The sequence below is a fragment of the Pseudomonas sp. LM13 genome, assembly GCF_041381355.1.
Classification (GTDB): Bacteria; Pseudomonadota; Gammaproteobacteria; order Pseudomonadales; family Pseudomonadaceae; genus Stutzerimonas; species Stutzerimonas frequens.
Genome location: NZ_JACBXH010000003.1, coordinates 39,999 through 66,077 on the forward strand (window position 1 = coordinate 39,999; position 26,079 = coordinate 66,077).

The window sequence follows — 26,079 nt, forward strand, 5'->3', positions numbered from 1 at the left end:
TTCAATCCGCCTCACACCGGCATCTGCATGATGTCTTGGTAGGCCTGAACCAGTTTGTTACGTACCTGGGTCATGGCCTGAAAGGAAACGCTGGCCTTTTGCGAGGCGATCATCACTTCGGTCAGGTCGACGCCGCCCTGCCCCATCTCGAAAGCTGACGCGAGCTGGCTCGAAGCCTGCTGGGTTTCGTGTACCTTGTTCACCGCCTGGCCGAGCATGTCGGAAAAGCTCGGCGCGCCGACCTCCTGGGTCTGCATCTCCGGCTTGGTGCGCGCCATGGCATCGGTCTGCATGGCCCGCATTTCCAGCATCAAGCGATTGAATTGGACACCCTGACTCATCTAATCCTCCAACAGCCGCGGTTTTTTTGACGCATCGCGGCGAGCACTGACTAGATAGCAACAAGGGTGCCAGAACCCCATGCGCCATTCCGCGTGGCGATGGGTTGCATGGACACGGGCGACGACTGTTACGTCCAATGCACCCGTGGCTGTACCGGGACGCCCACCAGTACTGCCCAATAGGCTAGCGATGAGCCGGATGGCAGCGTCCCTTTGCAATCTCGATAAATAGAAGAGCAAGAATGAATGAAACCAGCCGCATCGCCCTGCGCCCTCTGAGCGACAGCTCGCCCTCCACCGTCGTTGCCGGCTTCGTCGCCATGCTCACCGGCTATACCAGCTCGCTGGTGCTGATGTTCCAGGCAGGCCAGGCGGCCGGGCTGAGCGAGGCGCAGATCTCGTCATGGATCTGGGCACTGTCGATCGGCATGGCCATCTGCAGCATCGGCCTGTCGCTGCGCTATCGAACGCCAGTGGTGATCGCCTGGTCGACGCCGGGCGCGGCGCTGCTGATTACCAGCCTGCCTGGGGTTCCCTATGCCGAAGCCATTGGCGCGTTCATTTTCGCCTCGGTGCTGATCGCATTGAGCGGCCTGACTGGCAGCTTCGATCGCCTGATGCGTCGAGTGCCGGCTTCCCTGGCCGCCGCTCTGCTGGCTGGGGTGCTGTTCAATATCGGCAGCGAAATATTCCGCGCCGTTGGCGTTCAACCGGTGCTCGTGCTCGGGATGTTCTTCACTTACCTGCTGGCCAAGCGGATGCAGCCGCGCTTCGCCGTACTGGCCGCCCTGGTAGTCGGCTGCCTGATCGCCGGCGTCTCTGGCCTGCTGGATTTCCAGCGCTTCAGCCTGCAGGTAGCCGTGCCGGTGTGGACCACGCCGGCGTTTTCCTTCGCCGCCATCTTCAGCATCGGCATTCCGCTGTTCGTCATCGCCATGGCCTCGCAGAACATGCCGGGGCTGGCCGTGCTGCGCGCCGAAGGCTATCAGGTGCCAGCCTCCCCGCTGATCTCCACGACCGGCATCGCTTCGGTATTGCTGGCCCCGTTCGGCTCCCACGGCATTCACCTGGCAGCGATCACCATGGCGATCTGTGCCGGCCCCGAAGCACATCCCGATCCACAGAAACGCTACACCGCCGCGGCCTGGTGCGGCGTGTTCTACGGCATTGCCGGCATCTTCGGCGCGACGCTGGCGGCATTGTTCGCGGCGTTTCCGGCGGCGCTGGTGTTGTCCATCGCGGCGCTTGCCCTGCTCGGCTCGATCGGCTCCGGGCTGACCCAGGCGATGCAGCAGCCCGACGAGCGGGAAGCGGCGCTGATCACCTTTATGGTCACGGCTTCGGGCCTGACGCTGTTTGGCATCGGAGCTGCGTTGTGGGGATTGATCGCAGGGGTAATCGCCCTGCTGATTCTGCGCCGCCGCAGCTGAGCGGCGCAGAAGAAAGGGTGCCCGGCGAGACACCGGGCGCGCCCTCAGATTGCCGTCGCCCCCCCATCCACCGCCAACGAGTGGCCGGTCGTGAACGCGGCGCCGTCACTGCATAGGTAGAGCACGGCCGCGGCGATTTCGTCGACCTTGCCGATGCGCCCGACCGGATGCATGGCGGCAGCGAACTCCGCCTTGCGCGGGTCCGCCTCGTAGGCGCGGCGGAACATGTCGGTATCGATCACGGCCGGGCAGACGGCGTTCACGCGAATCTGCTTCTTGGCGTACTCGATCGCCGCCGACTTGGTCAGGCCGATCACCGCATGCTTGGACGCGGCGTAGATGCTCATCTTCGGCGCAGCGCCGAGCCCGGCGACCGATGCGGTATTGACGATCGCGCCGCCGCCCTGGGCCAGCATCACCGGCAGCTGATGCTTCATGCACAGCCAGACGCCCTTGACGTTGACGCCCATGATCGCGTCGAACTCAGCCTCGCTGCCTTCGGCCAGACGGCCCTGCTCGATCTCGATGCCGGCGTTGTTGAACGCGTAATCGAGCCGGCCGAACTGCGCCAGCGTCTGCTCGATCAGCGCCTTGACCTGCTCATCGCGGGTCACATCACAACGAACGGCGATCGCCTCGCCACCGGCGGCGCGGATGATTTCGGCACCGTCGCGGATACCCGCTTCGTCGATGTCCGCCAGCACCACCTTGAGGCCCTGCTGGGCGAAAGCCAGTGCCGTGGCGCGACCGATGCCGGCCGCCGCGCCCGTCACCAGGGCGACCTGACCGGAGAATGTCATGCTCATGATTGTTCTTCCCGAAGATTTTCGACTCGCTTTGTGCCTGAAATGACCACGCCAAGCGTCCCGGTCAGACTTATACCCTCATGCGTACGGGCATTTCACCGCCGCCGCGGTCATATCACCGAAGTGGATGCCTGTGCATTCCAGCGCTCCGACGTTCCTTGCAGCTGCGCGCCGGGCGAGCTACACCAAACCTTTCGCAACTACGAGGCAAACGTTCATGACCCTGCTCAACCAGCAATTCCTGCTCGCCCAGCGACCTGTCGGTGCACCGACCCGCGAGACCTTCGAGTTCGTCGAGAAACCGCTGGGCGAGCCTGGACCGAATCAGATTCTGGTCCAGGTCGAGTATCTGTCCATCGATCCGGCCATGCGTGGCTGGATGAACGACGCCAAGTCCTACATCCCGCCGGTGGGCATCGGCGAGGTGATGCGTGCACTGGGCGTGGGCAGGGTGATCGCCTCGCAGCATCCCGATTACAAGGAAGGTGATTACGTCAACGGCGCCCTGGGCGTGCAGGCGTACTACCTTGGCGAGCCGAAGGGCTTCTACAAGGTCGACCCGCAGCAGGCACCGCTGCCGCGCTATCTGTCAGCGCTGGGCATGACCGGCATGACCGCCTACTTCGCGCTGCTCTCGGTCGGCCAGCCCAAAGCCGGCGAGACCGTGGTGATCTCCGGGGCCGCCGGCGCGGTCGGCAGCATTGCCGGGCAGATCGCGAAGATCAAGGGCTGCCGCGTGGTCGGCATCGCTGGCGGCGCGGACAAGTGCCGGTTCCTCACCGAGAAGCTCGGCTTCGATGGCGCCATCGACTACAAGAACGAGGACCTGGCCGCGGCGCTCAAGCGTGAGTGCCCGAAAGGCGTGGACGTGTACTTCGACAACGTCGGTGGCGACATCCTCGACACGGTGCTGCAGCGCCTCAGCGTCGGCGCGCGGGTAGTGATCTGCGGCGCCATCAGCCAGTACAACAACAAGGAGGCGGTAAAAGGGCCGTCCAACTACCTGTCGCTGCTGGTCAACCGCGCACGGATGGAAGGCATGGTGGTGACCGATTATGTGTCGCGCTACCCGGAAGCGATACGCGATATGGCCGAGTGGCTCGCCAGCGGCCAACTGAAGAGCAAGGAGGACGTGATCGAGGGACTGCAGACTTTCCCGGAAACGCTGATGAAGCTGTTCACCGGCGGCAACTTCGGCAAACTTGTGCTCAAGGTCAGCTAAACATAGACCCCGGAGGCTAAAAAGGCCGAGCCTGCATGGGGCTCAGCCTTTTTTCGTTTGCGCTTAACCCAGCTCGGCGACCACATTGGCCAGCGCGCTCGCCGGGTCCGCGGCCTGGCTGATCGGGCGACCGATCACCAGATAATCGGACCCCGCCGCCATGGCCTGAGCCGGAGTCAGGATGCGGCGCTGATCGTCCTGGGCACTGCCGGCCGGCCGAATGCCCGGGGTGACCAGCTGCAGCTCCGGGAACTGTGCTTTCAGCGGCACAGCCTCCTGCGCCGAACAGACCAACCCATCCAGGCCTGCCTGCGAGGCCAGACCGGCCAGACGCAGCACCTGCTCCTGCGGGGCGATATCCAGGCCGATGCCGGCGAGATCGGCCTGTTCCATGCTGGTCAGCACCGTGACGCCGATCAGCAGCGGCGCGGGCCCGGTCATGCCAGCCAGGGTTTCGCGACAGGCTGCCATCATCCGCAGGCCACCAGAACAATGCACGTTGACCATCCACACGCCGAGCTCGGCGGCAGCTTTTACCGCCATGGCCGTGGTGTTGGGGATGTCGTGAAACTTGAGATCGAGGAACACTTCGAAACCCATCGCCTGCAACTCCTCGACGATCGCAGGCCCGCAACGGGTGAACAGCTCCTTGCCGACCTTCACCCGACACAGCCGCGGATCGAGCTGCCTGGCCAATGCCAGTGCGGCATCGCGGGAGGGGAAGTCGAGCGCTACGATAATCGGAGTCTGGCAGGTCATGGCATGTCCTCGAGAAATTCGGCGCGCATTGTCGCAGAAAATGTCCCATGCGACGAAAGCCTCGGCGCAGGGTCCAAACAGGCATGATCAGCAAAACGGTGACCGCTCGGGCGCACCCAAGTAAAGTGCGTGAACCCACCCACCGCTCGCCTGCCTGGAGGAACCCATGCCCTGGTATTTCTGGCTGATTCTGGTCGTCGCGCTCGGCTCGATCGTCGGCAGTCTGTTGATGTTGCGCTCCACGGCCCGGAAAATTCCGCTCACCGACGAGCAGAAGAAGCGTATTGCCCAGCGCAATGCCGAGGCCGACGCACAGGAGTCGCGCGACCGCTGAGCGCCGACCGATGCCTGGCGCAGGTACCGGCTGACGTTTACAGATGCCCGCCGCACTCAATAGTGGCACTATGCCTGTTTGCCGCGATCATGCAGTTCTGGCAGGACTTTCTTAATGCAATCTCCCCTCCCCGTTGACGGCCCGACCAACCCGAAGGCCAAGGCGATCTTTGCCCGTCGCATTCTCCCCGGCATGGTCGCGCTGCTGGTGGCGGCAATCGTCGCGGCCGCTTTCGCGGTCGTTCATATCGCCCGCAAGATCGACCAGGACGCCCTGCAACAGAGCCGCTTTCTCGCTGGCAAGGCGCTGCAGGCACAGTACGAATGGATGAACCGCTCCATCGTTGACTACGCCTTCTGGGGCGACGCGTACGTGCACCTCAATCAGCAGGTCGACGTGAACTGGGCATTCACGCAGGCCAATCTTGGCCCTTCGCTGTACAAGGACTTCGGCTACGACGCAGTGCTGGTGATCACCCCGGCGGGCACTACCTCGTATGCGGTCATCCGGGGCAAGCTGCAGCCGGTGGATGCTTTCCAGTATCTGCAACACGGCTTGCCCGAACTGCTGGCACGGGCCCGCGAGGCCGCCGAAGATGACGCAGGCGCCTCGACCCTGCTCTGGGCTGAAGGGCAGCCTGCTCTGGTTGCCGCTGCCTCGCTGACCACTGGCGGCACGAATATCGAAGAACACGAAGGGCCGCCTTCCACTCTGGTCTTCGTCGATCTGCTCGACGCCGCACGACTGGAGGCAATCGGCGAGCAGTACGCCGTGCACAAACTGCAGCTGCTTGCCGATCCATCGGCCCAGGCTGGACCGATCATCAGCCAGGCGCTGGAGGATGGAACGCCCGTTCACCTCACCTGGACGGCGGCAAAGCCGGGGCGCCTGCTGCTTCTGGTCACCCTGCCCGTTCTCACCGCCGTGGCGCTCGGTCTTGGGCTGCTCGCCTGGCTGCTGGTACGCCATGCGCTGCGTGTCGTGCACCTGCTCGACGTCAGCTATGCACGGCTCGCCTCCAGCCGCAGTGCGCTGGCCGAGAGCGAGGAACGCTTCCGCGATGTGGCAGAAGCTGCCTCCGACTGGATCTGGGAAACCGACGAACAGGCCCGCCTGACCTTTCTCTCAAACCGCTTCCAGCAGATCACCGGCTACCAACCGAAGCAGTGGCTGGGCCGACCTCTGCTGGAGCTGCTGATCACCGACAGCGCCGCGCTGCAGAGCTGGCTCGAGGCGCCCCACAGCGCACCGCTGCGCAGCAGCTACCGCGCCGCCGATGGCTGCGAGCGCTATTGCCGGCTGGCTGCGCGCACCATCCGGCACGATGGCAAGCTGCTCGGCTACCGCGGGACCGCCAGCGACGTCACCGAGGAGACCCGGGCACAGGCGCGGGTTCAATACCTGTCGCAGCATGACGCACTGACCGGGCTGCCCAACCGCAGCCGCCTGCGCGACTACCTCGAGCAGAACCTCGCGTCGCTGCGTAGCGGCTCGACCCTGACGCTGCTGTATATCGACCTCGATCGCTTCAAACCGGTGAACGACACCCTGGGCCATGCGGCCGGCGACGAGGTGCTGATCGGTGTCGCGTCACGTCTGCGCGAGCGCACCCGCGACGGCGACCTGGTGGCGCGCCTGGGTGGCGACGAGTTCGTCGTCGTGCTCCATCGCATGGGCGAGGACGACGATATCGATCGGCTGTGCAACCGCATCATCGATGCGCTGAGCGCTCCATTCACCTACGAGGATCAGCAAATCAGCATCGGCGCCAGCATTGGCGTGGCTCTGGCACCGAGCGACGCCAGCCAGGCCAACGAACTGTTGCGCTGTGCCGACATCGCTCTCTACCAGGCCAAGGACGCCGGCAGAGGCACATGGCGCGCCTACGGCCAGGAGATGGATCAGCGCCTGCATGAACGGCTGCGCCGCGAAGAGGAACTGCGCGTAGCGATCGCCGAACAGCAGCTTGAGGTGCATTATCAGCCGCGCTACCAGAGCCACGATCTGCACATCATCGGCGCCGAGGCACTGGTGCGCTGGGAACACCCACAGCGCGGCATGCTGCTGCCCGAGCAGTTCATCCCGCTGGCCGAGGAAACCGGGTTGATCATCCCACTCGGGCGCTGGGTGCTGCGCCAGGCCTGCCAGCAGGCGGCGCGCTGGCCGGGCAACACGGTGGTATCGGTCAATCTCTCACCGCTTCAGCTGCATGATGATCGGCTGCTGGAAGAGATCACCCAGGCACTGGCGGACAACGGCCTTGCCGGCGACCGCTTGGAACTGGAGGTGACCGAGAGCGCACTGCTGCGCGAAACCCAGAACACCCTGGAGTTGCTCAAGCGCATCAAGGCGCTGGGTGTTCGCCTCGCGGTGGACGACTTCGGCACCGGCTATTCATCCCTGACCACCTTGCGGCACTACCCCTTCGACGTGATCAAGATCGACAATAGCTTTGTCGCCGGCATCGGCCAGTCCATCGAAGATCACTCCATCGTCCGCGCCCTGATCGAGCTGGGCCGTGGCCTGCGGATGCGGGTGACGGCCGAGGGCGTGGAAACCGAAGAACAGCTACGCCTGCTGACCGACGACGGCTGCACGGAGGTGCAAGGCTTCCACATGAGTCATCCATTGCCCGCCGAAGAGCTGCACAGGATGCTGTACACAGCGGAGCGCCAGCGCTAGTCGCGGCGCCCGGGCAGCTTTAGCGCTTGAGTTCGAACTGGATTTCAGCACCTTCGATCAACGACTCGTCTTCGGCTTCGCCCGATATCAGGCGGCCGCCGATCTGCATCGATCGCGACGGCTCCCCCGTATCGAAAAGCGGTGGCAGAAGGCGGATGGATTCGCTGCTAGGCGCCGGTTCCAGCTCTTCGGCCAGTTCTTCCGGCAAGCGCAGATCAAGCACCGGCTCGACAAGCTCGACCTCGGCCGGCTTCTCCGGCTGCTTTGGCGGCGCAGGGCGCGATCGGGCGGCAGGCTGAGGAGCTTCAGGCTCAGGAATGTCGATCTGTACAGGCGGCGGCTCAGCTTCCGCCGCCTGATTCACAGGCGCCACCTCGACCTCCAGATCAGGTGGCGCCTCTGTCGCGTCAACGGGCTCTGATATCGACTGCTGCGGCGTTTGCGCTGCTCGTTCGGCTTCCGGAGCTTGCTCCTCGCGCTCGCATCCACTCAGCAAGGCCAACAATAGCAACAAAAACAGCGGCCTCGACATCGGCATCATTCCTCGCAGCGAAGGACTCAGGAGCGCCTATTGTGCGTCCTGGCACAGCTCCGACGCCAGTTGCCCGAGCGTACGCAAGGCGCGCTCGGTCTCGTGGTTCCAAGGCAAACCGCAGTTGAGCCGTATGCAGTGGTTGAACTGCTCGGTGTTGCTGAAGATCAGCCCCGGCGCAATGCTGATGCCCTGCGCCAGCGCCCGCACGTGCAGCTCTTGGGTATTGACCCGCACCGGCAGACTGACCCAGAGGATGAAGTTGCCCTTGGGCCGCGTCATCTGCGTGCCTTCCGGGAAATAGCGCTGCACCGCCAGCTGGAAGGCGCTGAGGTTCTTGCGATACTCTTGGCGGATCGCCCGCAGGTGCCGGTCATAGCCGCCGTTCTCCAAGTACGCCGCCACGGCCATCTGCGTCACGCTGCAGGCCGAGTGTGTACTGAACGTCTGCAGGCGCTCGATCTCCGGTTGATGGCGTCCTGCGATGACCCAACCGATACGCACGCCCGGGGACAGCGTCTTGGAAAAGCTCGAGCAGTAGATGACCCGCCCGTCCCGGTCATTGGACTTGAGCGCCTTGTACTGGTCCTGCTCGAACATCAGCTCACCGTAGATATCGTCCTCGACGATCTGGATGTCGAACCGTGCTGCCAGGTTCAGCAGCTGCTTCTGTCGATGGTCGGGCATGCTCACACCCAGCGGATTGCTCAGCCGCGCCGTGAGCACCAACGCCTTGATCGGCCATTGCCCTGCCGCCAGCTGCAGCGCCTCGAGGCTCATGCCGGTATCCGGGTCGCTGGGAATCTCGATGACCTTGAGCCCCAGCAGATCCGCCAGTTGCAGCAGACCGTAATAGCTCGGCGATTCAGCGGCAATCAGATCCCCTGGCCGCGTCAGCACCCGCAGCGACATCTGCAGCGCATCGACGCAACCATGAGTGATGACGATCTCGCCGGGATCGACCACCACACCGGCGTCGCGCATACGGATCGCCACCTGACGGCGCAACGGCTCATAGCCAGGACTGAACATGTAGCTGAACGCCCGCGGGCTCTGGAAGCGCGTGACCTTGGCCAGCTGCTGGTGCAGCGCCCTGACCGGCAGGTAATCCACATGCGGCACGGCGGCACCCAGCGGAATCAGCCCTTCGCGACGGGACTCGCTGAGTACCTGGTTGATGATGCTGCTGCGCGTGACCAGCGTGGGCCGCTCGACCCGCGCGATATCGGGTGTCGGCGCGGTGAGCACCGGGGTCTGGTGGACATAAAAGCCGGACTGCGGGCGCGCCCTGATCATGCCCTGATCTTCGAGATTGGCGTAGGCCTGGAGCACGGTCGCATGGCTGACGCTCAGCTGCCGGCTCATCTTGCGTACCGAAGGCACACGTTCGCCGGGTCGATACACCCCGCGCCGGATATCCTCGGCGAGCTGCTGGGCAATGCGCTGATAGAGCAACAGATTGGTCATCTCACCGGTCTCCCGCCAACTGAACCGTAACAGTAGCTCAGCGAAACACCAGCAGACCAATACAGTTGCGCAGCATGTGGGCGAAACAGTCCAGCCTCTAGCCCACGATTTCAGCGATCGGGCGCGAGATTACCTTCCCCGTCGGAAAACAGGATCTCGACCCGGCGATTCTGCGCACGGCCACGTGCCGAAGCGTTTTCCGCCAGCGGAAACTGCTCACCGTAACCGCGAACTTCGATACGCTCGGCGCTGATTCCCAAGCTAACCAACAGATCAGCCACCATCTGCGCCCGCGCGCGCGACAGTTCCAGATTCGCCTGCGGGTCGCCACGGCTGTCGCTATAACCCTCGATACGTACCTTGCGCTGCGGGTTGCGCTGCAGGAACTGGACGAGCTTGAGCAGGGTTCGGTTCGCCGTATGGCTCAGCTCCGCACTGTCCGGACTGAAAAGCACGTCACCGAGCGTCATGACCTGGCCACGGTCGGTCTCGCTCGCCGCCAGGCTCATCAGCTGGTCTTCGAGCCAGCGCCCCTGCTGTTCATCGGTCATCAGTCTGGCGTCCTGCAACATCCGCCGCAGTCGGTCCCGCTCCATTTCCAACCGCGCCACCCGCTCCTGCTGTTGCAGCAGCTTGCCCTGCAGCTCGGCGATCTCGCTGTAGCGCCGACTGAGATAGGCGTAATGGCGAGCATCCTCGGCACCGCCCCAATACTCTTTGAAGCGCTCGGATCGTTGCAGGGTTTCAACCGCGCGCTGCAAATCCTTTGGCGCACTGCGATGGACGGCAGGATCGGTCTCAATCCGCTGCAATGCGGCAGAGGCCTCGCCGATCGCCCGCTCGGTTTCCTGGCTTGCGCAGCCGACCAGCGCCAGCCCGGCCAGCAGCATTGCGAATCGCCCTGTCACCGTACGTCTCCTAACTGCTGCCGTAGACGCTGAATGCGCCGATTGAGATCGCCGACCTGCGCCTCACGCTGATCGCTGAGCACGCGCAGCTCCGCCAGACGGGCGTCCAGCTCGGCCTGCTCGGCCAACAGGCGCGCCTCACGGTTCTCGCCGGCCTCAAGCGCCGAGCGGGCAGCAGCCAACTTGGTCTCGGCCTGCACCAGTTCCTCGTAGACCAGAGCGGTTTCGATCGAGCGGGCCTGGGCAACAGCCTCTTCGGTCAGGCGCAACTGCGCCACGGGAGCAGGGTCACTTGCACACCCCAGCAGAACCAGCAGCGGCAACGAAAGGGCACAGGGAAGTAGTCGTCTCACGGTGAATCCTATTTTTTCGAAGCGCTGCCACGGCCAGTCTGCTGGTTCTTCCACACCGTCAGGTTGTGCACCAGCAACTGCTCTGGCACGCCGGCGGCGCGCAATTCTGTCATTTTCCGCGCCAGTTGTCCGCGCAACCAGGGATCGTTGCACGCCGAGTCATGGGAAATCGCCAAATGCATGTCACGGCCAACAACCGGAGGATCCAAACGTTGCACCTTGTCCAGCAATCCCAACGCGTCAGCTGCGGCAATCGTGCCGTAACGCTCATGCAACAGGTACTGGCGATCACCCTCGATCAACTGCCGCAGCCCCTGCTCGAGCCCGGGCGCCTGCTGCAATTGCAGATTTGCCTTGGCGAAGGCGTCGAACTCGCTGCCATAACGGCTGCCAGCGACAACCACGCCAGGATGACCTCGCAAGTCTTCGCGGCTGGAGTAGAAGAAACCGGGTTCATTACGCACCCATGCGACGGTTTGCAGCTGGACGATGGCCGGATGTATGAAGTCCAGTTCTTCCAGTCGCTGGATCGTCAGCGTCGCATCGGCAAGGACATCCACGCGTCCACTGCGTACCTCATCGAGCGCCTTGATGCGATCGCCGGTGTAGAGCAGCTCCAGCTTCAAGCCGAGGGAGTCGGCGATCTGCCCCAGCAGATCGGCGTTGGCACCCACCAGGCGCTTGGGGTTCTGCGGATCGCGCCAGAGAAACGGCGGGTTGTCTGCCGCACCGGTTGCCACCAGGCGATCACATTTTCCCGCTGCCGTTGCCGTGAGCGGCGCCGCCAGGGCCAACGCGATCAACGCAGATTTCAACGCAAAGGCGAAACGCATGAATATCCTCTTAGTGCGGTAAAGCTGGTGCGAAACGGTTACGCCGATGGTACACCGACGAGCCCGCTGATCGCCCATGAAAAAACCCGCTACATGAGCGGGTTTCTTCAACAGCGATCAGCTTCAGACCAGCTTTTCCAGCTCCGGCACGATCTCGAACAGATCGCCCACCAGGCCGTAGTCGGCAACCTGGAAGATCGGCGCTTCCTCGTCCTTGTTGATCGCAACGATCACCTTGGAGTCCTTCATACCTGCCAGGTGCTGGATGGCACCGGAGATACCGACCGCGATGTACAGCTGCGGCGCAACGATCTTGCCGGTCTGGCCGACCTGCATGTCGTTCGGCACGAAGCCGGCATCGACCGCGGCACGCGAGGCACCGACTGCGGCGCCGAGCTTGTCGGCCAGCGAGTACAGGTGCTTGAAGTTCTCGCCGTTCTGCATGCCGCGACCGCCGGAAACGACGATCTTGGCAGCGGTCAGCTCAGGACGATCCGACTTGGCCAGCTCTTCGCCAACGAAAGCGGACTTGCCGGCATCGCCAGTACCGGAGACTTGCTCGACCGCAGCCGAGCCACCGGTGGCATTCACCGCATCGAAACCGGTCGCACGCACAGTGATGACCTTGATGGCAGCGCTGGACTGCACGGTAGCGATGGCGTTACCGGCATAGATCGGACGCTTGAAGGTATCGGCGCTTTCAACCGCGATGATCTCGGATATCTGATCGACATCCAGTTGAGCGGCAACGCGCGGCAGGAAGTTCTTGCCGTTGGTGGTGGCAGCGGCCAGCACGTGGCTGTAGTTCTTGGCCAGGTCGGCGATCAGCGGCGCGACGTTTTCCGGCAGCTGATTGGCGTAAGCCGCGTCGTCAGCGACCAGGACCTTGGCCACACCTTCGATCTGCGCGACTGCTTCGCCGATGGCACCGCAGCCGCTGCCGGCGACCAGTACGTGGATGTCACCACCGATGGCCTTTGCTGCAGCAACGGTATTCAGGGTAGCGGCCGCGAGGACGGCATTATTGTGTTCAGCGATAACCAGGATAGTCATTTAGATTACCTTCGCCTCGTTCTTCAGTTTCTCGACCAGTTCAGCCACGGACTTGACCTTGATACCGGCGCTGCGGGCTGCCGGCGCTTCGACTTTCAGGGTCTTCACGGTGGAAGTGGTGGTGACGCCCAGTGCATCCGGGGTCAGCGTTTCCAGCGGCTTCTTCTTGGCCTTCATGATGTTCGGCAGCGACGCGTAGCGCGGCTCGTTCAGACGCAGGTCGGTGGTGACGATCGCCGGCAGGTTCAGCGCGACGGTCTGCAGGCCGCCGTCAATTTCGCGGGTGACGTTGACCTTGTCGCCAGCCACTTCCACCTTGGAGGCGAAAGTGCCCTGGGCATAGCCGGTCAGCGCGCCGAGCATCTGGCCGGTCTGGTTGTTGTCGCTGTCGATCGCCTGCTTTCCGAGGATGACCAGCTGCGGCTGCTCCTTGTCGACCACGGCCTTGAGCAGCTTGGCAACCGCCAGGGAGTTCAGTTCGTCGTTGGACTCGACTAGCACGGCACGGTCGGCGCCCAGCGCCAGCGCGGTGCGCAGCTGCTCCTGGGCAGCGGTCGGACCGATGGAGACGACAACGATTTCGCTCGCCACGCCTTTCTCTTTCAGGCGTACTGCCTCTTCCACGGCAATTTCGCAGAAGGGGTTCATCGACATCTTGACGTTGGCCAGGTCAACGCCGGAATTGTCCGCCTTGACGCGAACCTTGACGTTGTAATCGACCACTCGTTTGACAGCTACAAGAACCTTCATGGATTCCTCGTTACTCTCCGGTGAATAGAATTCCGCCGAGGCGAACCGAGCCTTGCTCGTGGCTTGGGTTTTGATAGCCGCTGCCCTGTTCGGCGAGTGCAAACCGTCCGTATCTTGACCGCAGGCCGCGGACGGGGTCAACAACGCATATGACCCGTCATAACGACGCGGTTCGGGCGATTCTAACAGGCTTCCAGAAAATTCAAACAAACGTTTGTATTGGACCGATTCGAGCGTCTATATATAATGCGCCGGCCCGGCTCGGTCAGGGGCCGATCACAGCCCTCCACCACTTATATAACAACCAAGCCCTGAGTAGGAGAAAGCCTAATGGAACGCGAATACATGGAATTCGACGTTGTCATCGTCGGCGCCGGCCCTGCAGGCCTATCCGCAGCCTGCCGCCTGAAGCAAAAAGCCGCCGACGCTGGTCAGGAAATCAGTGTATGCGTCGTCGAGAAAGGCTCCGAAGTAGGTGCCCATATCCTGTCCGGCGCGGTCTTCGAACCTCGCGCGCTGAACGAACTGTTCCCCGACTGGAAAGAACTCGGCGCCCCGCTCAACACGCCGGTCAAGCGTGACGACATCTACCTGCTGAAGACCGCCGAAGCGGCCAGCAAGCTGCCCAATGCACTGGTTCCCAAGACCATGCACAACGAAGGCAACTACATCATTTCCCTCGGCAACCTGTGCCGCTGGCTGGCCCAGCAGGCCGAGAACCTGGGTGTCGAGATCTACCCGGGCTTCGCCGCTCAGGAAGCGCTGATCGACGAGAACGGCATCGTGCGCGGTATCGTCACCGGTGACCTGGGCGTCGACCGCGAAGGCAATCCCAAGGAAGGCATGTACACGCCCGGCATGGAACTGCGCGCCAAGTACACGCTGTTCGCCGAAGGCTGCCGCGGTCATATCGGCAAGCAGCTGATCAACCGCTTCCAGCTCAACGCCAACGTCGACCCGCAGCACTACGCCATCGGCATCAAGGAACTCTGGGACATCGACCCCGCCAAACACGAGCAGGGTCTGGTGGTGCACACCGCGGGCTGGCCGCTGAACGACGATAACACCGGCGGCTCCTTCCTTTATCACCTGGAAAACAACCAGGTGGTCGTCGGCCTGATCGTCGACCTGTCGTACAGCAACCCGTATCTGTCGCCGTTCGACGAATTCCAGCGCTACAAGCACCATCCGGTGATCAAGCAGTACCTGGAAGGCGGCAAGCGCGTTTCCTATGGCGCACGTGCGATCGCCAAGGGCGGCATCAACTGCCTGCCGAAAATGGTATTCAACGGCGGTGCACTGATCGGCTGCGACGCCGGCACCCTGAACTTCGCCAAGATCAAGGGCAGCCACACGGCGATGAAGTCCGGCATGCTGGCTGCCGAAGCCGCTGCGGACGCACTGCTGGCCGGACGCGAAGGTGGCGACGAACTGACCGCGTACGAAGAGGGCTTCAAGTCCAGCTGGCTGTACGATGAGCTGTACAAGAGCCGCAACTTCGGCGCTGCCATTCACAAGTGGGGCGCAATCAAGGGTGGCGCGTTCAACTTCATCGATCAGAACATTTTCGGTGGCAAGATCCCCTTCACCTTGCACGACACCAAGCCGGACTACGCCTGCCTCAAGACGGCCGCAGAGTCGAAGAAGATCGACTATCCCAAGCCGGACGGCAAGCTGAGCTTCGACAAGCTCTCCTCGGTATTCCTCTCCAACACCAACCACGAGGAAGAGCAGCCGGTTCACCTGAAGCTGGCCGACCCGAGCATTCCGATCGAGAAGAACCTGCCGCTGTACGACGAGCCGGCACAGCGTTACTGCCCGGCCGGCGTCTACGAAGTGGTCAGCAACGACGATGGCAGCAAGCGCTTCCAGATCAATGCGCAGAACTGCGTGCACTGCAAGACCTGCGACATCAAGGATCCGGCGCAGAACATCACCTGGGTCGCGCCGGAAGGTACCGGCGGGCCGAACTACCCCAACATGTAAGCAACGAAAAAGGCTCCCTCGGGAGCCTTTTTTCTATCGGTGCTGACACCGAAATACAGCGATCACTATTCGGCACGGCCGATGGGAAAGAACACGCCGCCGCTCCATACGCCGAGCCAGCTCTCACCCTCTACATCACCGGGCACAGCCAGGCCCACCAACTGATAGAAGACGTTGCGATGAATCAGCGCCTCGAGATTGGCGCGCACATGAATGTACGGCGACGGCTCTTGGGTTTGCGGATCGAGGCTGACGCGCAGCGGGTGCTCCTGGCCGGCCTCCACCACATCGTCGACGTTGGTGACGAAACGGAGCAGCTGCGCTTCGCCCTCCCCACTCACGTCCAGCCGCACCGCGACGAAGGGTGCATCCTCGACCTGGATGCCGACCTTTTCCACCGGCGTGACCAAGAAGTAATCGTCGCCGTCGCGTCGAATAACCGTGGAGAACAGACGAACCATCGCCGGCCGCCCGATCGGCGTGCCTTGGTAAAACCAGGTACCGTCACGCGCGATACGCATGTCGAGATCGCCGCAGAACGGTGGATTCCACAAATGCACCGGCGGCAGCCCCTTCTTCTCGTTGGCCGAGAGCTGAGCCAGCAAGTCGCCCGCCTTGCCTGTATCGTTCATCCAGATCTCCTCGCTTCGCAGCTATGTCCGCTTCGATACTGCCACATCGCTCAGCGTGACAGACCCAGCAACCGACGAGCATAGTCCTCAAGCGGTGGCCGCAGAAGATGCTCGGGCCGGGTGTCATAGATCCCCAACAGTCCTCCGCGGCTGCGAATACGCGCGGTGTCGACCAAATAGCGGGTCCCCGTCTCGATCAGCATCAGTTGCACCACGCCGGAGTCCACGCCGAGTCGATCCAGCGCGCGCTGCTCATTCAGTTCGTCAAAGCTACCGATACGATCATCTGCGGCCGCATAGCGCAGATACAGAAGGTAATGGGCCCCGACCGCCGAGGCCTGTGCCATGGCCTCCTCCAATCCGGCTGGCTCGCGAGCACGGCGCACCAGCGGGAAGTATTCGACGAAACCGTTGAAGGCCTCCTCCGCCACCACATTCGGCCGTGGATAGACGTCACCCGGCGGGACGAAATGGCCCTGCGCGATATAGATGAAGGAATCCGCTTGCAGACGCCATGAGCTGGAGCGACGCGTGTCGCTGTGGTCAAGAATGCCGGCGTCACGAAGGTGATAGCGGGTACCCTCGGCCATATCACTGACCTTCATGCAGCCAGCCAGGACAAGCAGCGCCAGCAAACCTGGCACGCTTAACAGGAAACGCATGGACTCATCCTCCAGGAGGCCGGCGACGGAAAACCGGCAATCGCACCGGCAATGCAGCATCCACGCCATATTGCTCTTCGGCAGTTCACGGCGACCCCGCGCATCTGCGGTCATAGTCCGCGCTGCCACTCCTGGCGCAAAGGCGCGTTGCGGGGATCGTCGATCGCCTCGCGTAGCTGGCTCATCAGCCGCCGCTTGTCGGCACCCAGGGCGCCCTTGAGCACCAGGTAATTAGACGCGTGATCGCTGCGGAAAACCGTGTCGCGCAATTCGAGATCGCCCAGTAGCCACTCCAGTTCGACGAGCAGGTCAGTCAGCGTCAGCGGCTCGAAGTTTCCGTATCCCTCGCGAAAGCGCGCATCGCCCTGCGGGAAGCTGACCACCAGGGTAGAAAGGAACTCTGGCTGCGCCGCATTCATCAGACGCGCGGAATTGCGCGCATGCTGCCGGCTCAGCGCCCTTCCACCGAGACCGTTGAGAATCATCACCGAACGGGCAATTCCCGCCTGACCGAGCTTGTCCAGCGCACTCAGGGTCGAGTCGTAGGTTTCGCCCTTGTTGACCCGCGCCAGCACCTCGTCGTCGCCGGATTCGGCGCCGACGTAGGCCATGCCAAGCCCGGCGTCCGCCAGCTCGCGCAACTCCTCGACCGACTTTTTGCGCAGGTTTCTCGGCAGGCAGTAGCTGGAGACCCTCTGCACCTCCGGCAGGCACTGACGAATCTGCTCGAGGATCGTCAGCAGCCTGCGGGTCGGCAGCACCAGTGCATCGCCGTCGGCCAGAAACACCCGCTGAACGATCAGCTGCTCACCGCAGCGGCGGATCTCCTCGAGCACCTCGGCTTCATCGCGGGCGCGAAATTTCTTCTGCGGCGAGGTGTACATCTCGCAGAACGTGCAGGCGTTCCAGGAGCAGCCATTGGTCACCGGCAGGATCAGCGAGTGCGCCTCGCTGGGTGGCCGGAAAACCGGCTCGATGTAGCAGATGGGGAAATCGCGCATGCTCATCGGTTCTTGCCCGTCGCTCAATCAATCGCGCTTGCGCTTGTTGCCCATGCGCACACCGATATCCATCAGGAACTGGAAGAAGCCGTCCTGATCTTCCAGCACATTGCTCCAGAACGGCGAGTGATACAGCGCCACGGCTCCGTGCACCAAGGCCCAGGCGGCGCAATAGTGGAAGTACGGTGGGACGTCTTCCAGCTTGCCCTCGGCGATGCGGCCCTTGATCAGCTGGGTCAGGTGTTCGAAGTTGGAGGCGCGGATGCTGTGCAACTGCTCGACCATCTCTGGCACCTGGTTGCCCTTGACCACTTTCTCCTCTAGGCGGTCGAACAGCCGATAACGCTGCGGATCGCGCATGCGAAACTCGAAGTAGGCGCGCGACAGCGCTTCCTTGTCGCGGTCCAGGTCAGGAGAGTGGAGGATCTGGTTCAGGTCGCGCTCGTAGTCGAGCATCAGGCGCAGGTAGATTTCGGCCTTGGACTTGAAGTGCTTGTAGATCGTGCCTTTGCCGATGCCGACCGCATCGGCAATCATCTCGACCGTAACGCTGTCCTCTCCCTGATCGAGAAAAAGCTGCAACGCGGTATCGAGGATTTCCTGTTCGCGGCGACGAAATTCGCGGACCTTACGAGGTTCATTCTGCATAGGAAGGCTGCTTTGAGGTAAAAAACGAGGCAGCCATTATGCCTAACCGGTCATCAAATGCACGGGGCATCCAGCGATGTTTCACATAAATGACGAATTTCCGCAAATAGTCGGTTTGCGATATCTCAACCATGCTGCCGTCGCGCCCTGGCCTCGGCGAGCCGCCAGTGCCGTCAGTGCCTTTGCCGAGCAGAACGCCACCCTCGGCGCACGTAACTATCCGCAATGGCTTACGGTCGAGCGCAGCCTGCGCCAGCGCCTTACGCGCCTGCTCAACGCACCGACCAGCGCCGACGTAGCACTGGTCAAGAACACGTCCGAAGCACTGTCGTTTGTCGCCTTTGGCCTGGACTGGAAAAGCGGTGATCGCATCGTCATCAGCGATGAAGAATTTCCTTCCAACCGTGTCGTCTGGGAGGCGCTGCAGCCATTCGGTGTGGAGGTCGTTCAGGTCAGCCTTAAGGGTGCCGATCCGGAAGGCGACCTGCTGGCGGCCTGCGGGCCGCGGGTACGACTGATGGCGATCAGCGCGGTGCAGTACGCCAGCGGCCTGCGCCTGGATCTTGCACGTCTGGGCGAAGGCTGCGAGCAGCGCGGTGTGCTGCTGTGCATCGATGCGATCCAGCAGCTCGGCGCCCTGCCCTTCGATGTCCAGCAGAATCGCTGCGCTTTCGCCATGGCCGACGGCCACAAGTGGATGCTCGGCCCCGAGGGGCTCGGCGTCTTCTATTGCCGGAGCGACCTGCGCGATCAACTGAAGCTGCACGAGTACGGCTGGCACATGCTGGAACACGCCGGCGATTATGATCGCACGGACTGGGAACCGGCCCGCAGCGCACGACGCTTCGAATGCGGCAGTCCCAACCTGCTCGGGGCGATGGCGCTCGAGGCCAGTCTTTCCCTGCTGGAGGAAGTGGGCATGGAGCAGGTCGCCGCAGCCCTCGACGAACGCGTCGAATGGCTGTGTCGGGGATTAGGCGATCTGGGCGGGGTCGACATCCTGTCGCCGACAACAGCCGAGCGTCGGGCCGGCATCCTCACCTTCCGCCTGCATGGCTGGGACAATGCAGCGCTCTTCGAGCGGCTGAAGGCGGCGCAAGTCGTCTGCGCCTTGCGTGGCGGCGGCATTCGCTTCTCTCCGCACTTCTACACGCCGCAGCGCGTCATCGATGAAACCCTGGCGCTTCTGCATGAGCTGGCAAGTCACTGACGGCGATCAGCCAGCGAGACATGTATTCCAAATGCGTTTAAAAAGCCCGGAAATCCGCCAGCAGACCGCTAATGCAGCGTTAATACTTGAGTCACTGGCTAGGCAATCCCCCCACTGCCTGGCCAGATGAGGTCGCCTGGATTGCGATTTCATACTCCTAATGGTCTTGGCCCGGTTTCTCAGGAATCCGGTTTTTTTTTTGCGCGCTCGTAAGCCGATCAAGTCGACGCAGCACCGAGACGCGCCCGCAACCGGAAACACAGCCAGAGGAAGCCGACCCAGAACGGAATGGCGAACACCGACAGACGAATGCCGGGAATCCACAGCATGATCACCAGGATACCGCTGACGAAGGCCAGGCACAGGTAATTGCTGAGCGGGAACCAGAACGCCTTGAAGCTCGGTACCACACCCTGGCGCTGCATTGCCCGTCGGAATTTCAGATGGGCCAGGCTGATCATCGCCCAGTTGATCACCAGTGCGGCAACCACCAGCGACATCAACAACTCCAGCGCGCCCCGTGGCAGCAGATAGTTCACCAGCACGCAGAGCAGCGTCACCACAGCCGAGACGCCGATGGCGAGCACGGGCACACCACGAGCGTTGATCTTCATCAGACTGCGCGGCGCATCGCCCTGTTCGGCCAGGCCGTAGAGCATGCGGCTGTTGCAATACACGCCACTGTTGTAGACCGACAGCGCGGCGGTGAGCACCACGAAATTGAGCAGATGCGCGGCCGTATCGCTGCCGATCAGCGAGAAGATCTGGACGAAGGGACTGCCACTGTAGGGATCACCCGCCGCCCCCAACGTCTGCAGCAGCGCATCCCACGGATAGAGCGCCAGCAGCACGGTCAGAGCACCGATATAGAAGATCAGGATGCGGTAGACGACCTGATTGATCGCCTTCGGTATCACCGTCTTCGGATCGGCCGCCTCTGCCGCCGTGATGCCGACCAGCTCCAGACCACCGAAGGAAAACATGATGATCGCCAGTGCCAGCACCATGCCGCTGAAACCGTTGGGAAAGAACCCGCCGTGGCTCCAGAGATTGCTGATGCTCGCTTGCTCGCCGCCCTGCCCGCTCACCAGCAGGAACAATCCGAGCAGGATCATGCCGATGATGGCGGCGACCTTGATGATGGCGAACCAGAACTCGGTTTCACCAAACGCCTTCACGTTGCTCAGGTTGATCAGATTGATCAGTACGAAGAACGCCGCGGCAGTCGCCCAGGTGGGCACGTCCGGCCACCAGAACTGCACGTACTTACCCACCGCGGTCAGCTCTGCCATGCCCACCAGCACATAAAGTACCCAGTAGTTCCAGCCGGACAGAAAGCCTGCGTAGCCTCCCCAGTACTTGTGCGCGAAATGACTGAAGGAACCGGCTACCGGTTCTTCGACGATCATTTCCCCCAGCTGACGCATGATCAGAAAGGCGATGAAACCGCCGATGGCGTAGCCCAGAATCATGGACGGACCGGCGCTCTTCAGCACCCCGGCGGAACCCAGGAACAAGCCGGTGCCGATCGCCCCGCCCAGGGCAATCAGCTGGATATGGCGGTTTTTCAGGCCTCGTTGCAACGGCCCGGTGTGCAGCGTCTCAGCGGTCATTACGCCACCTTGCGGATAAAGTACGAAGTGCGCAGCGCGCGGCAGATCAGGCAGGTTGCAAGCACGGAAACCGCGACCTTTCAGCCGCGAACCCGGGCAAGCGGAAAAAGCGACCTGAAGTTGGCGGTGGTCTGCTCCGCCAGCTGTTCGAAGGAAACACCCCGCAGCTGCGCCAGGAACTCGGCCACCTCGCGCACGTACTGCGGCAGATTGGCCTTGCCACGGTAGGGAATCGGTGCGAGGTAGGGCGAATCGGTCTCCACCAGCAGGCGATCGGCAGGGACCTGCCGGGCGACGTCACGCAACGCGTCGGCATTACGGAAGGTGACGATGCCCGAAAGCGAGATGTAGAAACCGAGGTCCAGCGCGGCCCTGGCCATCTCCCAATCCTCAGTGAAGCAATGCAGCACCCCGGCCTGGGGCAAGCTGGCTTCACGCAACAGCGCCAGGGTGTCTGCGCGTGCCTCGCGGGTGTGCACGATGACCGGCTTGCCGGTCAGTCGGGCAGCCTCCAGATGCAGGCGGAACGACTGCTGCTGGAGTTCGGCCGCCTCGGGCTCGTAGTGGTAGTCCAGCCCCGTCTCGCCGATGGCAACGGCATGCGGATGCTGCAGCTCACTCAGCAGCCAGTCCAATGCCGGCTGACTGGTCGGCTCCAGATCGAGCGGGTGTACACCGATGGAACAGTCGACATTGACGTAACGCTCGGTCAGCGATTTGACCGCCGACGCGTTGTCGGCGCTGACCCCGATGCACAGGAAGTGTCCGACCCCTCGCGCTCGGGCAGCATCGAGCGCTGCATCGAGCGACCCGTCATGGGCGGTCAGGTCGAGTCGGTCAAGGTGACAGTGGGAATCTACCAGCATGGAGGGCGCAACTTGCTATCGCAGAAAAGGGGCGATTGTAGAGCAAATGGCGGGGAAGCAGAAAAGGCAGGCGGCACAATGGCGCCTGACGTAACGCACCGGGACGCCGACGATCACATGGTATGGGTCGGCCGATCGGATTTCAGCGCGCCGGCCAGATAGGTTTCGATCTTGTTGCGCGCGGTGTTGTCGCCCTCGTTGAACTGCACACCGATGCCTGCAGCCCGGCTGCCCTGGGCGCCCTTGGGGGTGATCCAGACCACCTTGCCAGCCACCGGAATCTTCTCCGGCTCGTCCATCAGGTTCAGCAGCATGAACACTTCGTCGCCGAGCTTGTAGCTCTTGTTGGTCGGGATGAACAGCCCGCCATGCTTGATGAAGGGCATGAACGCGGCATAGAGCACCGATTTGTCCTTGATGGTCAGAGACAGGATGCCGTTACGCGGACCAAGGTTTGCTGGCAGGCTCATGCGGTGTTCCTAACGAAAAGTCGGTCGATTCTAGCCCGCGCCCGGCAGCGTTGCCCACTGCACCAGCAGCGCTTCGAGAAGCAACACACGGTTGAGGTTGGCTTTGCCCAGCACTTTTTGTCGATGCTCGAGCAACCAGTCCTGCAGCGCGATCACTTTTTGCTGCGAGGATTTCTGTGCAAGATACTGCAGCACCTTCTGCATATCGGCCGCGCCGAGCTCCGCTTCATCGCCGGCCATCTGGTAACGCAGGATCAGATGCGCCCATTCGCAGAACCAGTCGAAAAGCAGGATCAGTGGCAGCGCGTTCCAACCTTCGGCGAGCTGGCTGGGCGATTGCTGCTGCTTGAGCAGCTTCTTCACACCGTCGACCACCTGCGCACGCAGCTCCAGGACCTTCTGCTCGTGCAGTTTGAGCGCCGCCAGCGGCGACCCAGCGGCAAGGGTCAGCAACTGCTCACGAAGCTCGGGAGCAAGCTCAGGCAGCTGCGCGGCGAGCCAGTCGAGGCACTGCTGTCGCCCCGGCAATGGGCAGGCCTGCTGCACGCAGCGGCTCTTGATCGTCGGCAACAGGCGGCTGGGCTGATGGCTGATCAGCAGTAGCACCGTATCGCCCGATGGTTCCTCGAGGCTCTTGAGCAGCGCATTGGCAGCATTCAGGTTCATGGCCTCGGCGGGCTCCAGCAGGATCACCTTGCGCCCACCCAGCTGCGCCGTCTGGGTGACGAAGCCGACCAGATCACGTACCTGATCGACCCGGATCGCCTTGTCGACCTCCTCGGGCTCGAGGATGTAATGATCCGGGTGGGTCTGCGCGGCAAGCAACTGGCAGGACTTGCATTCACCACATGCGCGGGCATCGACCGGCCGTTGGCAGAGCAACAGCGCCATCAGCTGCTCGGCCAGCAGGCGCTTGCCGATACCTGCAGGGCCATGCAGCAGATAGGCGTGCGCATGCTGAGCACGCCCCGCCAGCTGCCGCCAAAGATCAAGCTGCCATGGAAGCACGTCAGCCATCGAGGCGCACCAGCAACTCGGGAATCAGCGCCTCGACATCACGTTGGACCGCGCTGAGCGGTTGTCCGGCGTCGAGGACGCGATAGCGCGAAGGCGCTGCTTCCGCGCGCTGCAGATAGGCACTGCGCACCGCTTCGAAGAAGCGCATGCCCTCCTGCTCGAAACGATCGAGGCGTCCCCGTGCGGCCGCTCGTGCCAGTCCCACTTCCACTGGCAGATCGAAAATCAGCGTCAGGTCAGGGCGCAGATCGCCCTGTACAAAGGTCTCCAGCTGCGCGATCCGCTCAAGGGGCAGGCCACGACCGCCGCCCTGGTAGGCGTAGGTGGCATCGGTAAAGCGATCACATAACACCACCGCCCCTCGCGCCAGCGCAGGACGGATAACCTGCGCCAGGTGTTGCGCGCGCGCGGCGAACACCAGCAGCAGCTCGGTATCGACCGCCATCGGTTCGTCCGCAGGTGTCAGCAGCAGGTCACGAATGCGCTCGGCCAGTGGCGTACCACCGGGCTCGCGGGTCAATACCACATCCAGCCCTCGCGCTCGAAGGCGATCTGCCAGATACTCTCGATTGGTACTCTTGCCCGCGCCTTCGGGGCCTTCGAGGGTGACGAAGAGTCCTTTCATTGAGCGTTCTCGCTATTGGCCGGGGCCTGCCGGGGCGGCGGACTGGAACGGTAATCGGCGCGACGCTTGAGCTGATACTCGCGTACCGCACGGTTGTGCTGCTCAAGGGTGTCGCTGAAGACGTGGCTACCATCGCCGCGGGCGACGAAATAAAGACTGGAGCCTTCGACCGGATGCAGTGCGGCCCGGATCGCCTCACGTCCGACCATGGCGATCGGCGTCGGCGGCAGACCAGCGTTGGTGTAGGTGTTGTATGGCGTCGGCGTCCGCAGATCGTTGCGAGTGATGCGCCCCCGGTAGGCTTCGCCCATGCCGTAGATCACCGTCGGGTCTGTCTGCAGAAGCATGCCACGCGCCAGTCGGCGCACGAAGACGCCGGATATCTCGCCCCGCTCTTCCGGCACACCGGTTTCCTTTTCAATGATCGAGGCCATAATCAATGCCTGATAGGCATCCTTGTACGGCAACCCCTGCGCACGCTGCTGCCATTCCTCCTCAAGCACCTGTTCGAGGCGCGTGAAGGCACGGCGCAACAGGTCCAGGTCGGACGTTCCGCGAGTGAAACGGTAGGTATCCGGGAAGAAACGCCCTTCCGGATGCAGCTCCGGCGCGTCAAGTTTCGCCATGATCTCCGCATCGGATAGGCCATCCAGGGTCTGCTCCAGTTTTGGCTGGTTCTGCAACGCACCGCGCAGTTGGCGGAAATTCCAGCCCTCCACCAGGGTCAGGCTGTACTGCACAACCTCGCTCCGCTGCCAGAGTCCGATCATGTCCCGCGCAGTCATGCCCGGCGCGAGGCGATACTCACCGCTGTGCAGGCTCTGCCCGGACAGGTTCAGGCGCCAGTACAGACGCAGCCAGAACGCATCTTCCAGCACGCCGTCGGCCTCCAGCCGTTGAAATACGCCGCTGGGCGTATCGCCTGGCCGCACATCGAGCAGCAAAGGCTCGTCAGTCACAGCCAAGGGCTGCTCCAGCGCAGCATGTTGCTTCCAGGCGAACAGCCCGAGCGCAATTACTGCCAACAGGGACACCGTCAGCAGCAAGACAAGAAGTTTACGGATCACGAATCACTCAACAGGTCGGCAACAACGGTCTGCAGTTTACGGGTCAGCGGACCGACCGGCCAGACGCACTCGGCCAAACCTGTGACCGGCCAGATGCCGTAGAGGCTGTTGCAGAGAAAAACCTCGTCGGCCTGCATCAGTTCGGCATAGCTGACGTCGCACTCGCTCAGCGGCAGCGCCAGTAGGGGGGCGCGAGCCATGATTTCAGCGCGCATCACGCCGGCAACGCCACACCGGGCAAGCGAAGGCGTCCGCAGCTGGCCATCGGCAACCAGGAAGAGGTTGCTGAACACGCCTTCGATCACCCGGCCGGACAGATCCCGCATCAGCCCTTCGGCAAAAGCCGGATCCTGCCACTCGGCACGCGCCAGCACCTGTTCGAGTCGATTCAGATGCTTGATCCCCGCGAGCCTCGGCTGCTCCGCCAGGCGCGTGTCACAAGGAAAGAGCCGAACACCGTCTTCGGCATGCTGCGCTGGGTACGCGGGAAGCGGCGATCCCAGCAGCAGGCGCCGCGGTTGACAGGGCTGTGGAAGTGCATAGCCGCGCTGACCGGTGCCGCGTGTGACGATCAGCTTGGCGACACCCTGGCCGAGCGCCTCGCAGAACTGCAGTAGCTCATTGCGCAACTCGTCTATGTCGACGGGAATGGCGAGGCGTCGCGTGCCTTCACCCAGACGCTGGAGATGCCGGTCCAGCAGATGCGCCCGACCGCCCGTCACGCGGATCGTTTCGAACAACCCATCGCCATAGGCCAGTCCGCGATCGTGAACGGGCAACCCTTCTGTGGGCCGCCCGTTCAACCAGCTCAC

The 26,079-nt window shown here is 62.8% G+C and carries 27 protein-coding genes; 6 read left to right on the forward strand and 21 right to left on the reverse strand.

Annotated features, from left to right (window positions below; genetic code table 11):
* Positions 1 to 11: 11 nt before the first annotated feature.
* Complete coding sequence (fliE, locus tag HZR81_RS04020) at positions 12 to 341, reverse strand: flagellar hook-basal body complex protein FliE (protein WP_270053404.1); 330 nt, start codon at positions 339 to 341, stop codon at positions 12 to 14.
* Between the two features lie 242 nt (positions 342 to 583).
* On the opposite strand from fliE, the gene HZR81_RS04025 reads away from it, so the two are divergent.
* Positions 584 to 1,771 carry a benzoate/H(+) symporter BenE family transporter gene (locus tag HZR81_RS04025; protein WP_500127394.1) on the forward strand — a complete coding sequence of 396 codons (1,188 nt, stop codon included), beginning with the start codon at positions 584 to 586 and terminating at the stop codon, positions 1,769 to 1,771.
* A 44-nt stretch (positions 1,772 to 1,815) separates the two neighbouring features.
* Here HZR81_RS04025 and HZR81_RS04030 read toward each other — a convergent pair whose 3' ends face one another.
* Entirely contained in the window at positions 1,816 to 2,577 is a 762-nt protein-coding gene (locus HZR81_RS04030) for an SDR family oxidoreductase (protein ID WP_500127395.1), read from the reverse strand.
* Between the two features lie 217 nt (positions 2,578 to 2,794).
* On the opposite strand from HZR81_RS04030, the gene HZR81_RS04035 reads away from it, so the two are divergent.
* A complete protein-coding gene (locus tag HZR81_RS04035) occupies positions 2,795 to 3,799 on the forward strand; it encodes an NADP-dependent oxidoreductase (protein WP_500127396.1) in 1,005 nt (334 codons plus the stop codon).
* A gap of 63 nt (positions 3,800 to 3,862) precedes the next feature.
* Here HZR81_RS04035 and pyrF read toward each other — a convergent pair whose 3' ends face one another.
* Positions 3,863 to 4,558 (reverse strand): orotidine-5'-phosphate decarboxylase, encoded by a 696-nt coding sequence (gene pyrF, locus HZR81_RS04040; RefSeq protein WP_500127397.1) that lies wholly within the window; start codon positions 4,556 to 4,558, stop codon positions 3,863 to 3,865.
* Between the two features lie 166 nt (positions 4,559 to 4,724).
* Between pyrF and HZR81_RS04045 the strand changes: the two genes are divergently transcribed.
* Together HZR81_RS04045 and HZR81_RS04050 are read left to right on the forward strand one after the other, a co-directional pair.
* The gene (locus HZR81_RS04045) at positions 4,725 to 4,892 is read left to right on the forward strand and encodes a DUF2897 family protein (RefSeq protein WP_011913707.1); all 168 of its coding nucleotides are present in this window, start codon (positions 4,725 to 4,727) and stop codon (positions 4,890 to 4,892) included.
* Between the two features lie 114 nt (positions 4,893 to 5,006).
* A complete protein-coding gene (locus HZR81_RS04050; RefSeq protein ID WP_500127398.1) occupies positions 5,007 to 7,574 on the forward strand; it encodes a bifunctional diguanylate cyclase/phosphodiesterase in 2,568 nt (855 codons plus the stop codon).
* 19 nt (positions 7,575 to 7,593) lie between these two features.
* Here the strand turns inward: HZR81_RS04050 and HZR81_RS04055 are convergent, their stop codons facing one another.
* The 7 genes from HZR81_RS04055 to HZR81_RS04085 all read right to left on the reverse strand — a co-directional run bounded on the left by HZR81_RS04055 (position 7,594) and on the right by HZR81_RS04085 (position 13,470).
* A complete protein-coding gene (locus HZR81_RS04055) occupies positions 7,594 to 8,106 on the reverse strand; it encodes a hypothetical protein (protein ID WP_500127399.1) in 513 nt (170 codons plus the stop codon).
* Between the two features lie 36 nt (positions 8,107 to 8,142).
* Positions 8,143 to 9,573: an aminotransferase-like domain-containing protein gene (locus HZR81_RS04060; RefSeq protein ID WP_500127400.1), complete on the reverse strand. Its 1,431-nt coding sequence runs from the start codon at positions 9,571 to 9,573 to the stop codon at positions 8,143 to 8,145.
* Positions 9,574 to 9,683: 110 nt separating this feature from the next.
* Positions 9,684 to 10,463 (reverse strand): OmpA family protein, encoded by a 780-nt coding sequence (locus tag HZR81_RS04065; protein ID WP_202633950.1) that lies wholly within the window; start codon positions 10,461 to 10,463, stop codon positions 9,684 to 9,686.
* A 14-nt stretch (positions 10,464 to 10,477) separates the two neighbouring features.
* Positions 10,478 to 10,834: a DUF4398 domain-containing protein gene (locus HZR81_RS04070; protein ID WP_063539870.1), complete on the reverse strand. Its 357-nt coding sequence runs from the start codon at positions 10,832 to 10,834 to the stop codon at positions 10,478 to 10,480.
* An 8-nt stretch (positions 10,835 to 10,842) separates the two neighbouring features.
* Positions 10,843 to 11,667 carry a transporter substrate-binding domain-containing protein gene (locus HZR81_RS04075; protein ID WP_161611634.1) on the reverse strand — a complete coding sequence of 275 codons (825 nt, stop codon included), beginning with the start codon at positions 11,665 to 11,667 and terminating at the stop codon, positions 10,843 to 10,845.
* Positions 11,668 to 11,790: 123 nt separating this feature from the next.
* Positions 11,791 to 12,720, reverse strand: a complete 930-nt coding sequence (locus HZR81_RS04080; protein WP_152481454.1) for an electron transfer flavoprotein subunit alpha/FixB family protein — start codon at positions 12,718 to 12,720, stop codon at positions 11,791 to 11,793.
* A complete protein-coding gene (locus HZR81_RS04085) occupies positions 12,721 to 13,470 on the reverse strand; it encodes an electron transfer flavoprotein subunit beta/FixA family protein (protein ID WP_003299612.1) in 750 nt (249 codons plus the stop codon).
* A 330-nt stretch (positions 13,471 to 13,800) separates the two neighbouring features.
* Here HZR81_RS04085 and HZR81_RS04090 point away from each other — a divergent pair, with 330 nt between their 5' ends.
* Entirely contained in the window at positions 13,801 to 15,456 is a 1,656-nt protein-coding gene (locus tag HZR81_RS04090; RefSeq protein ID WP_152481455.1) for an electron transfer flavoprotein-ubiquinone oxidoreductase, read from the forward strand.
* A gap of 65 nt (positions 15,457 to 15,521) precedes the next feature.
* On the opposite strand, the gene HZR81_RS04095 is transcribed toward HZR81_RS04090, so the two are convergent.
* The 4 genes from HZR81_RS04095 to HZR81_RS04110 form a co-directional block, all read right to left on the reverse strand.
* Positions 15,522 to 16,088, reverse strand: coding sequence for a DUF1285 domain-containing protein (locus HZR81_RS04095; protein WP_152481456.1), 567 nt, complete (start codon positions 16,086 to 16,088; stop codon positions 15,522 to 15,524).
* Positions 16,089 to 16,138: 50 nt separating this feature from the next.
* Positions 16,139 to 16,750: a DUF4823 domain-containing protein gene (locus tag HZR81_RS04100; protein WP_500127401.1), complete on the reverse strand. Its 612-nt coding sequence runs from the start codon at positions 16,748 to 16,750 to the stop codon at positions 16,139 to 16,141.
* Between the two features lie 110 nt (positions 16,751 to 16,860).
* Entirely contained in the window at positions 16,861 to 17,757 is an 897-nt protein-coding gene (locus tag HZR81_RS04105) for a radical SAM protein (RefSeq protein WP_500127402.1), read from the reverse strand.
* A gap of 21 nt (positions 17,758 to 17,778) precedes the next feature.
* Entirely contained in the window at positions 17,779 to 18,399 is a 621-nt protein-coding gene (locus HZR81_RS04110) for a TetR/AcrR family transcriptional regulator (protein ID WP_003299617.1), read from the reverse strand.
* A gap of 76 nt (positions 18,400 to 18,475) precedes the next feature.
* Between HZR81_RS04110 and HZR81_RS04115 the strand changes: the two genes are divergently transcribed.
* Complete coding sequence (locus tag HZR81_RS04115; protein WP_500127403.1) at positions 18,476 to 19,609, forward strand: aminotransferase class V-fold PLP-dependent enzyme; 1,134 nt, start codon at positions 18,476 to 18,478, stop codon at positions 19,607 to 19,609.
* A gap of 218 nt (positions 19,610 to 19,827) precedes the next feature.
* Here the strand turns inward: HZR81_RS04115 and HZR81_RS04120 are convergent, their stop codons facing one another.
* From HZR81_RS04120 to pabC, 7 genes are all read right to left on the reverse strand, one after another.
* Positions 19,828 to 21,222: an amino acid permease gene (locus HZR81_RS04120; protein ID WP_500127404.1), complete on the reverse strand. Its 1,395-nt coding sequence runs from the start codon at positions 21,220 to 21,222 to the stop codon at positions 19,828 to 19,830.
* An 80-nt stretch (positions 21,223 to 21,302) separates the two neighbouring features.
* A complete protein-coding gene (locus HZR81_RS04125; RefSeq protein ID WP_500127405.1) occupies positions 21,303 to 22,088 on the reverse strand; it encodes a TatD family hydrolase in 786 nt (261 codons plus the stop codon).
* A gap of 113 nt (positions 22,089 to 22,201) precedes the next feature.
* Entirely contained in the window at positions 22,202 to 22,558 is a 357-nt protein-coding gene (locus HZR81_RS04130; RefSeq protein WP_037043113.1) for a PilZ domain-containing protein, read from the reverse strand.
* Between the two features lie 30 nt (positions 22,559 to 22,588).
* Complete coding sequence (locus tag HZR81_RS04135) at positions 22,589 to 23,575, reverse strand: DNA polymerase III subunit delta' (RefSeq protein ID WP_500127406.1); 987 nt, start codon at positions 23,573 to 23,575, stop codon at positions 22,589 to 22,591.
* On the reverse strand, positions 23,568 to 24,200 hold the full coding sequence (tmk, locus tag HZR81_RS04140; protein ID WP_063539881.1) for a dTMP kinase: 633 nt from the start codon (positions 24,198 to 24,200) through the stop codon (positions 23,568 to 23,570). The genes HZR81_RS04135 and tmk overlap by 8 nt, the downstream gene beginning before the upstream one ends.
* Entirely contained in the window at positions 24,197 to 25,267 is a 1,071-nt protein-coding gene (gene mltG, locus HZR81_RS04145) for an endolytic transglycosylase MltG (protein ID WP_200595458.1), read from the reverse strand. Before mltG ends, tmk begins: the two co-directional genes overlap by 4 nt.
* Complete coding sequence (gene pabC, locus HZR81_RS04150; protein ID WP_500127463.1) at positions 25,264 to 26,079, reverse strand: aminodeoxychorismate lyase; 816 nt, start codon at positions 26,077 to 26,079, stop codon at positions 25,264 to 25,266. Before pabC ends, mltG begins: the two co-directional genes overlap by 4 nt.

What these genes read in the sequence shown, in the direction of transcription:
- fliE (WP_270053404.1), bottom strand. Translation starts at nt 341, where the DNA reads ATGAGTCAGGGTGTCCAATTCAATCGCTTGATGCTGGAAATGCGGGCC.
- HZR81_RS04025 (WP_500127394.1), top strand. Translation starts at nt 584, where the DNA reads ATGAATGAAACCAGCCGCATCGCCCTGCGCCCTCTGAGCGACAGCTCG.
- HZR81_RS04030 (WP_500127395.1), bottom strand. Translation starts at nt 2,577, where the DNA reads ATGAGCATGACATTCTCCGGTCAGGTCGCCCTGGTGACGGGCGCGGCG.
- HZR81_RS04035 (WP_500127396.1), top strand. Translation starts at nt 2,795, where the DNA reads ATGACCCTGCTCAACCAGCAATTCCTGCTCGCCCAGCGACCTGTCGGT.
- pyrF (WP_500127397.1), bottom strand. Translation starts at nt 4,558, where the DNA reads ATGACCTGCCAGACTCCGATTATCGTAGCGCTCGACTTCCCCTCCCGC.
- HZR81_RS04045 (WP_011913707.1), top strand. Translation starts at nt 4,725, where the DNA reads ATGCCCTGGTATTTCTGGCTGATTCTGGTCGTCGCGCTCGGCTCGATC.
- HZR81_RS04050 (WP_500127398.1), top strand. Translation starts at nt 5,007, where the DNA reads ATGCAATCTCCCCTCCCCGTTGACGGCCCGACCAACCCGAAGGCCAAG.
- HZR81_RS04055 (WP_500127399.1), bottom strand. Translation starts at nt 8,106, where the DNA reads ATGTCGAGGCCGCTGTTTTTGTTGCTATTGTTGGCCTTGCTGAGTGGA.
- HZR81_RS04060 (WP_500127400.1), bottom strand. Translation starts at nt 9,573, where the DNA reads ATGACCAATCTGTTGCTCTATCAGCGCATTGCCCAGCAGCTCGCCGAG.
- HZR81_RS04065 (WP_202633950.1), bottom strand. Translation starts at nt 10,463, where the DNA reads ATGCTGCTGGCCGGGCTGGCGCTGGTCGGCTGCGCAAGCCAGGAAACC.
- HZR81_RS04075 (WP_161611634.1), bottom strand. Translation starts at nt 11,667, where the DNA reads ATGCGTTTCGCCTTTGCGTTGAAATCTGCGTTGATCGCGTTGGCCCTG.
- HZR81_RS04080 (WP_152481454.1), bottom strand. Translation starts at nt 12,720, where the DNA reads ATGACTATCCTGGTTATCGCTGAACACAATAATGCCGTCCTCGCGGCC.
- HZR81_RS04085 (WP_003299612.1), bottom strand. Translation starts at nt 13,470, where the DNA reads ATGAAGGTTCTTGTAGCTGTCAAACGAGTGGTCGATTACAACGTCAAG.
- HZR81_RS04090 (WP_152481455.1), top strand. Translation starts at nt 13,801, where the DNA reads ATGGAACGCGAATACATGGAATTCGACGTTGTCATCGTCGGCGCCGGC.
- HZR81_RS04095 (WP_152481456.1), bottom strand. Translation starts at nt 16,088, where the DNA reads ATGAACGATACAGGCAAGGCGGGCGACTTGCTGGCTCAGCTCTCGGCC.
- HZR81_RS04100 (WP_500127401.1), bottom strand. Translation starts at nt 16,750, where the DNA reads ATGCGTTTCCTGTTAAGCGTGCCAGGTTTGCTGGCGCTGCTTGTCCTG.
- HZR81_RS04105 (WP_500127402.1), bottom strand. Translation starts at nt 17,757, where the DNA reads ATGAGCATGCGCGATTTCCCCATCTGCTACATCGAGCCGGTTTTCCGG.
- HZR81_RS04110 (WP_003299617.1), bottom strand. Translation starts at nt 18,399, where the DNA reads ATGCAGAATGAACCTCGTAAGGTCCGCGAATTTCGTCGCCGCGAACAG.
- HZR81_RS04115 (WP_500127403.1), top strand. Translation starts at nt 18,476, where the DNA reads ATGTTTCACATAAATGACGAATTTCCGCAAATAGTCGGTTTGCGATAT.
- HZR81_RS04120 (WP_500127404.1), bottom strand. Translation starts at nt 21,222, where the DNA reads ATGACCGCTGAGACGCTGCACACCGGGCCGTTGCAACGAGGCCTGAAA.
- HZR81_RS04125 (WP_500127405.1), bottom strand. Translation starts at nt 22,088, where the DNA reads ATGCTGGTAGATTCCCACTGTCACCTTGACCGACTCGACCTGACCGCC.
- HZR81_RS04130 (WP_037043113.1), bottom strand. Translation starts at nt 22,558, where the DNA reads ATGAGCCTGCCAGCAAACCTTGGTCCGCGTAACGGCATCCTGTCTCTG.
- HZR81_RS04135 (WP_500127406.1), bottom strand. Translation starts at nt 23,575, where the DNA reads ATGGCTGACGTGCTTCCATGGCAGCTTGATCTTTGGCGGCAGCTGGCG.
- tmk (WP_063539881.1), bottom strand. Translation starts at nt 24,200, where the DNA reads ATGAAAGGACTCTTCGTCACCCTCGAAGGCCCCGAAGGCGCGGGCAAG.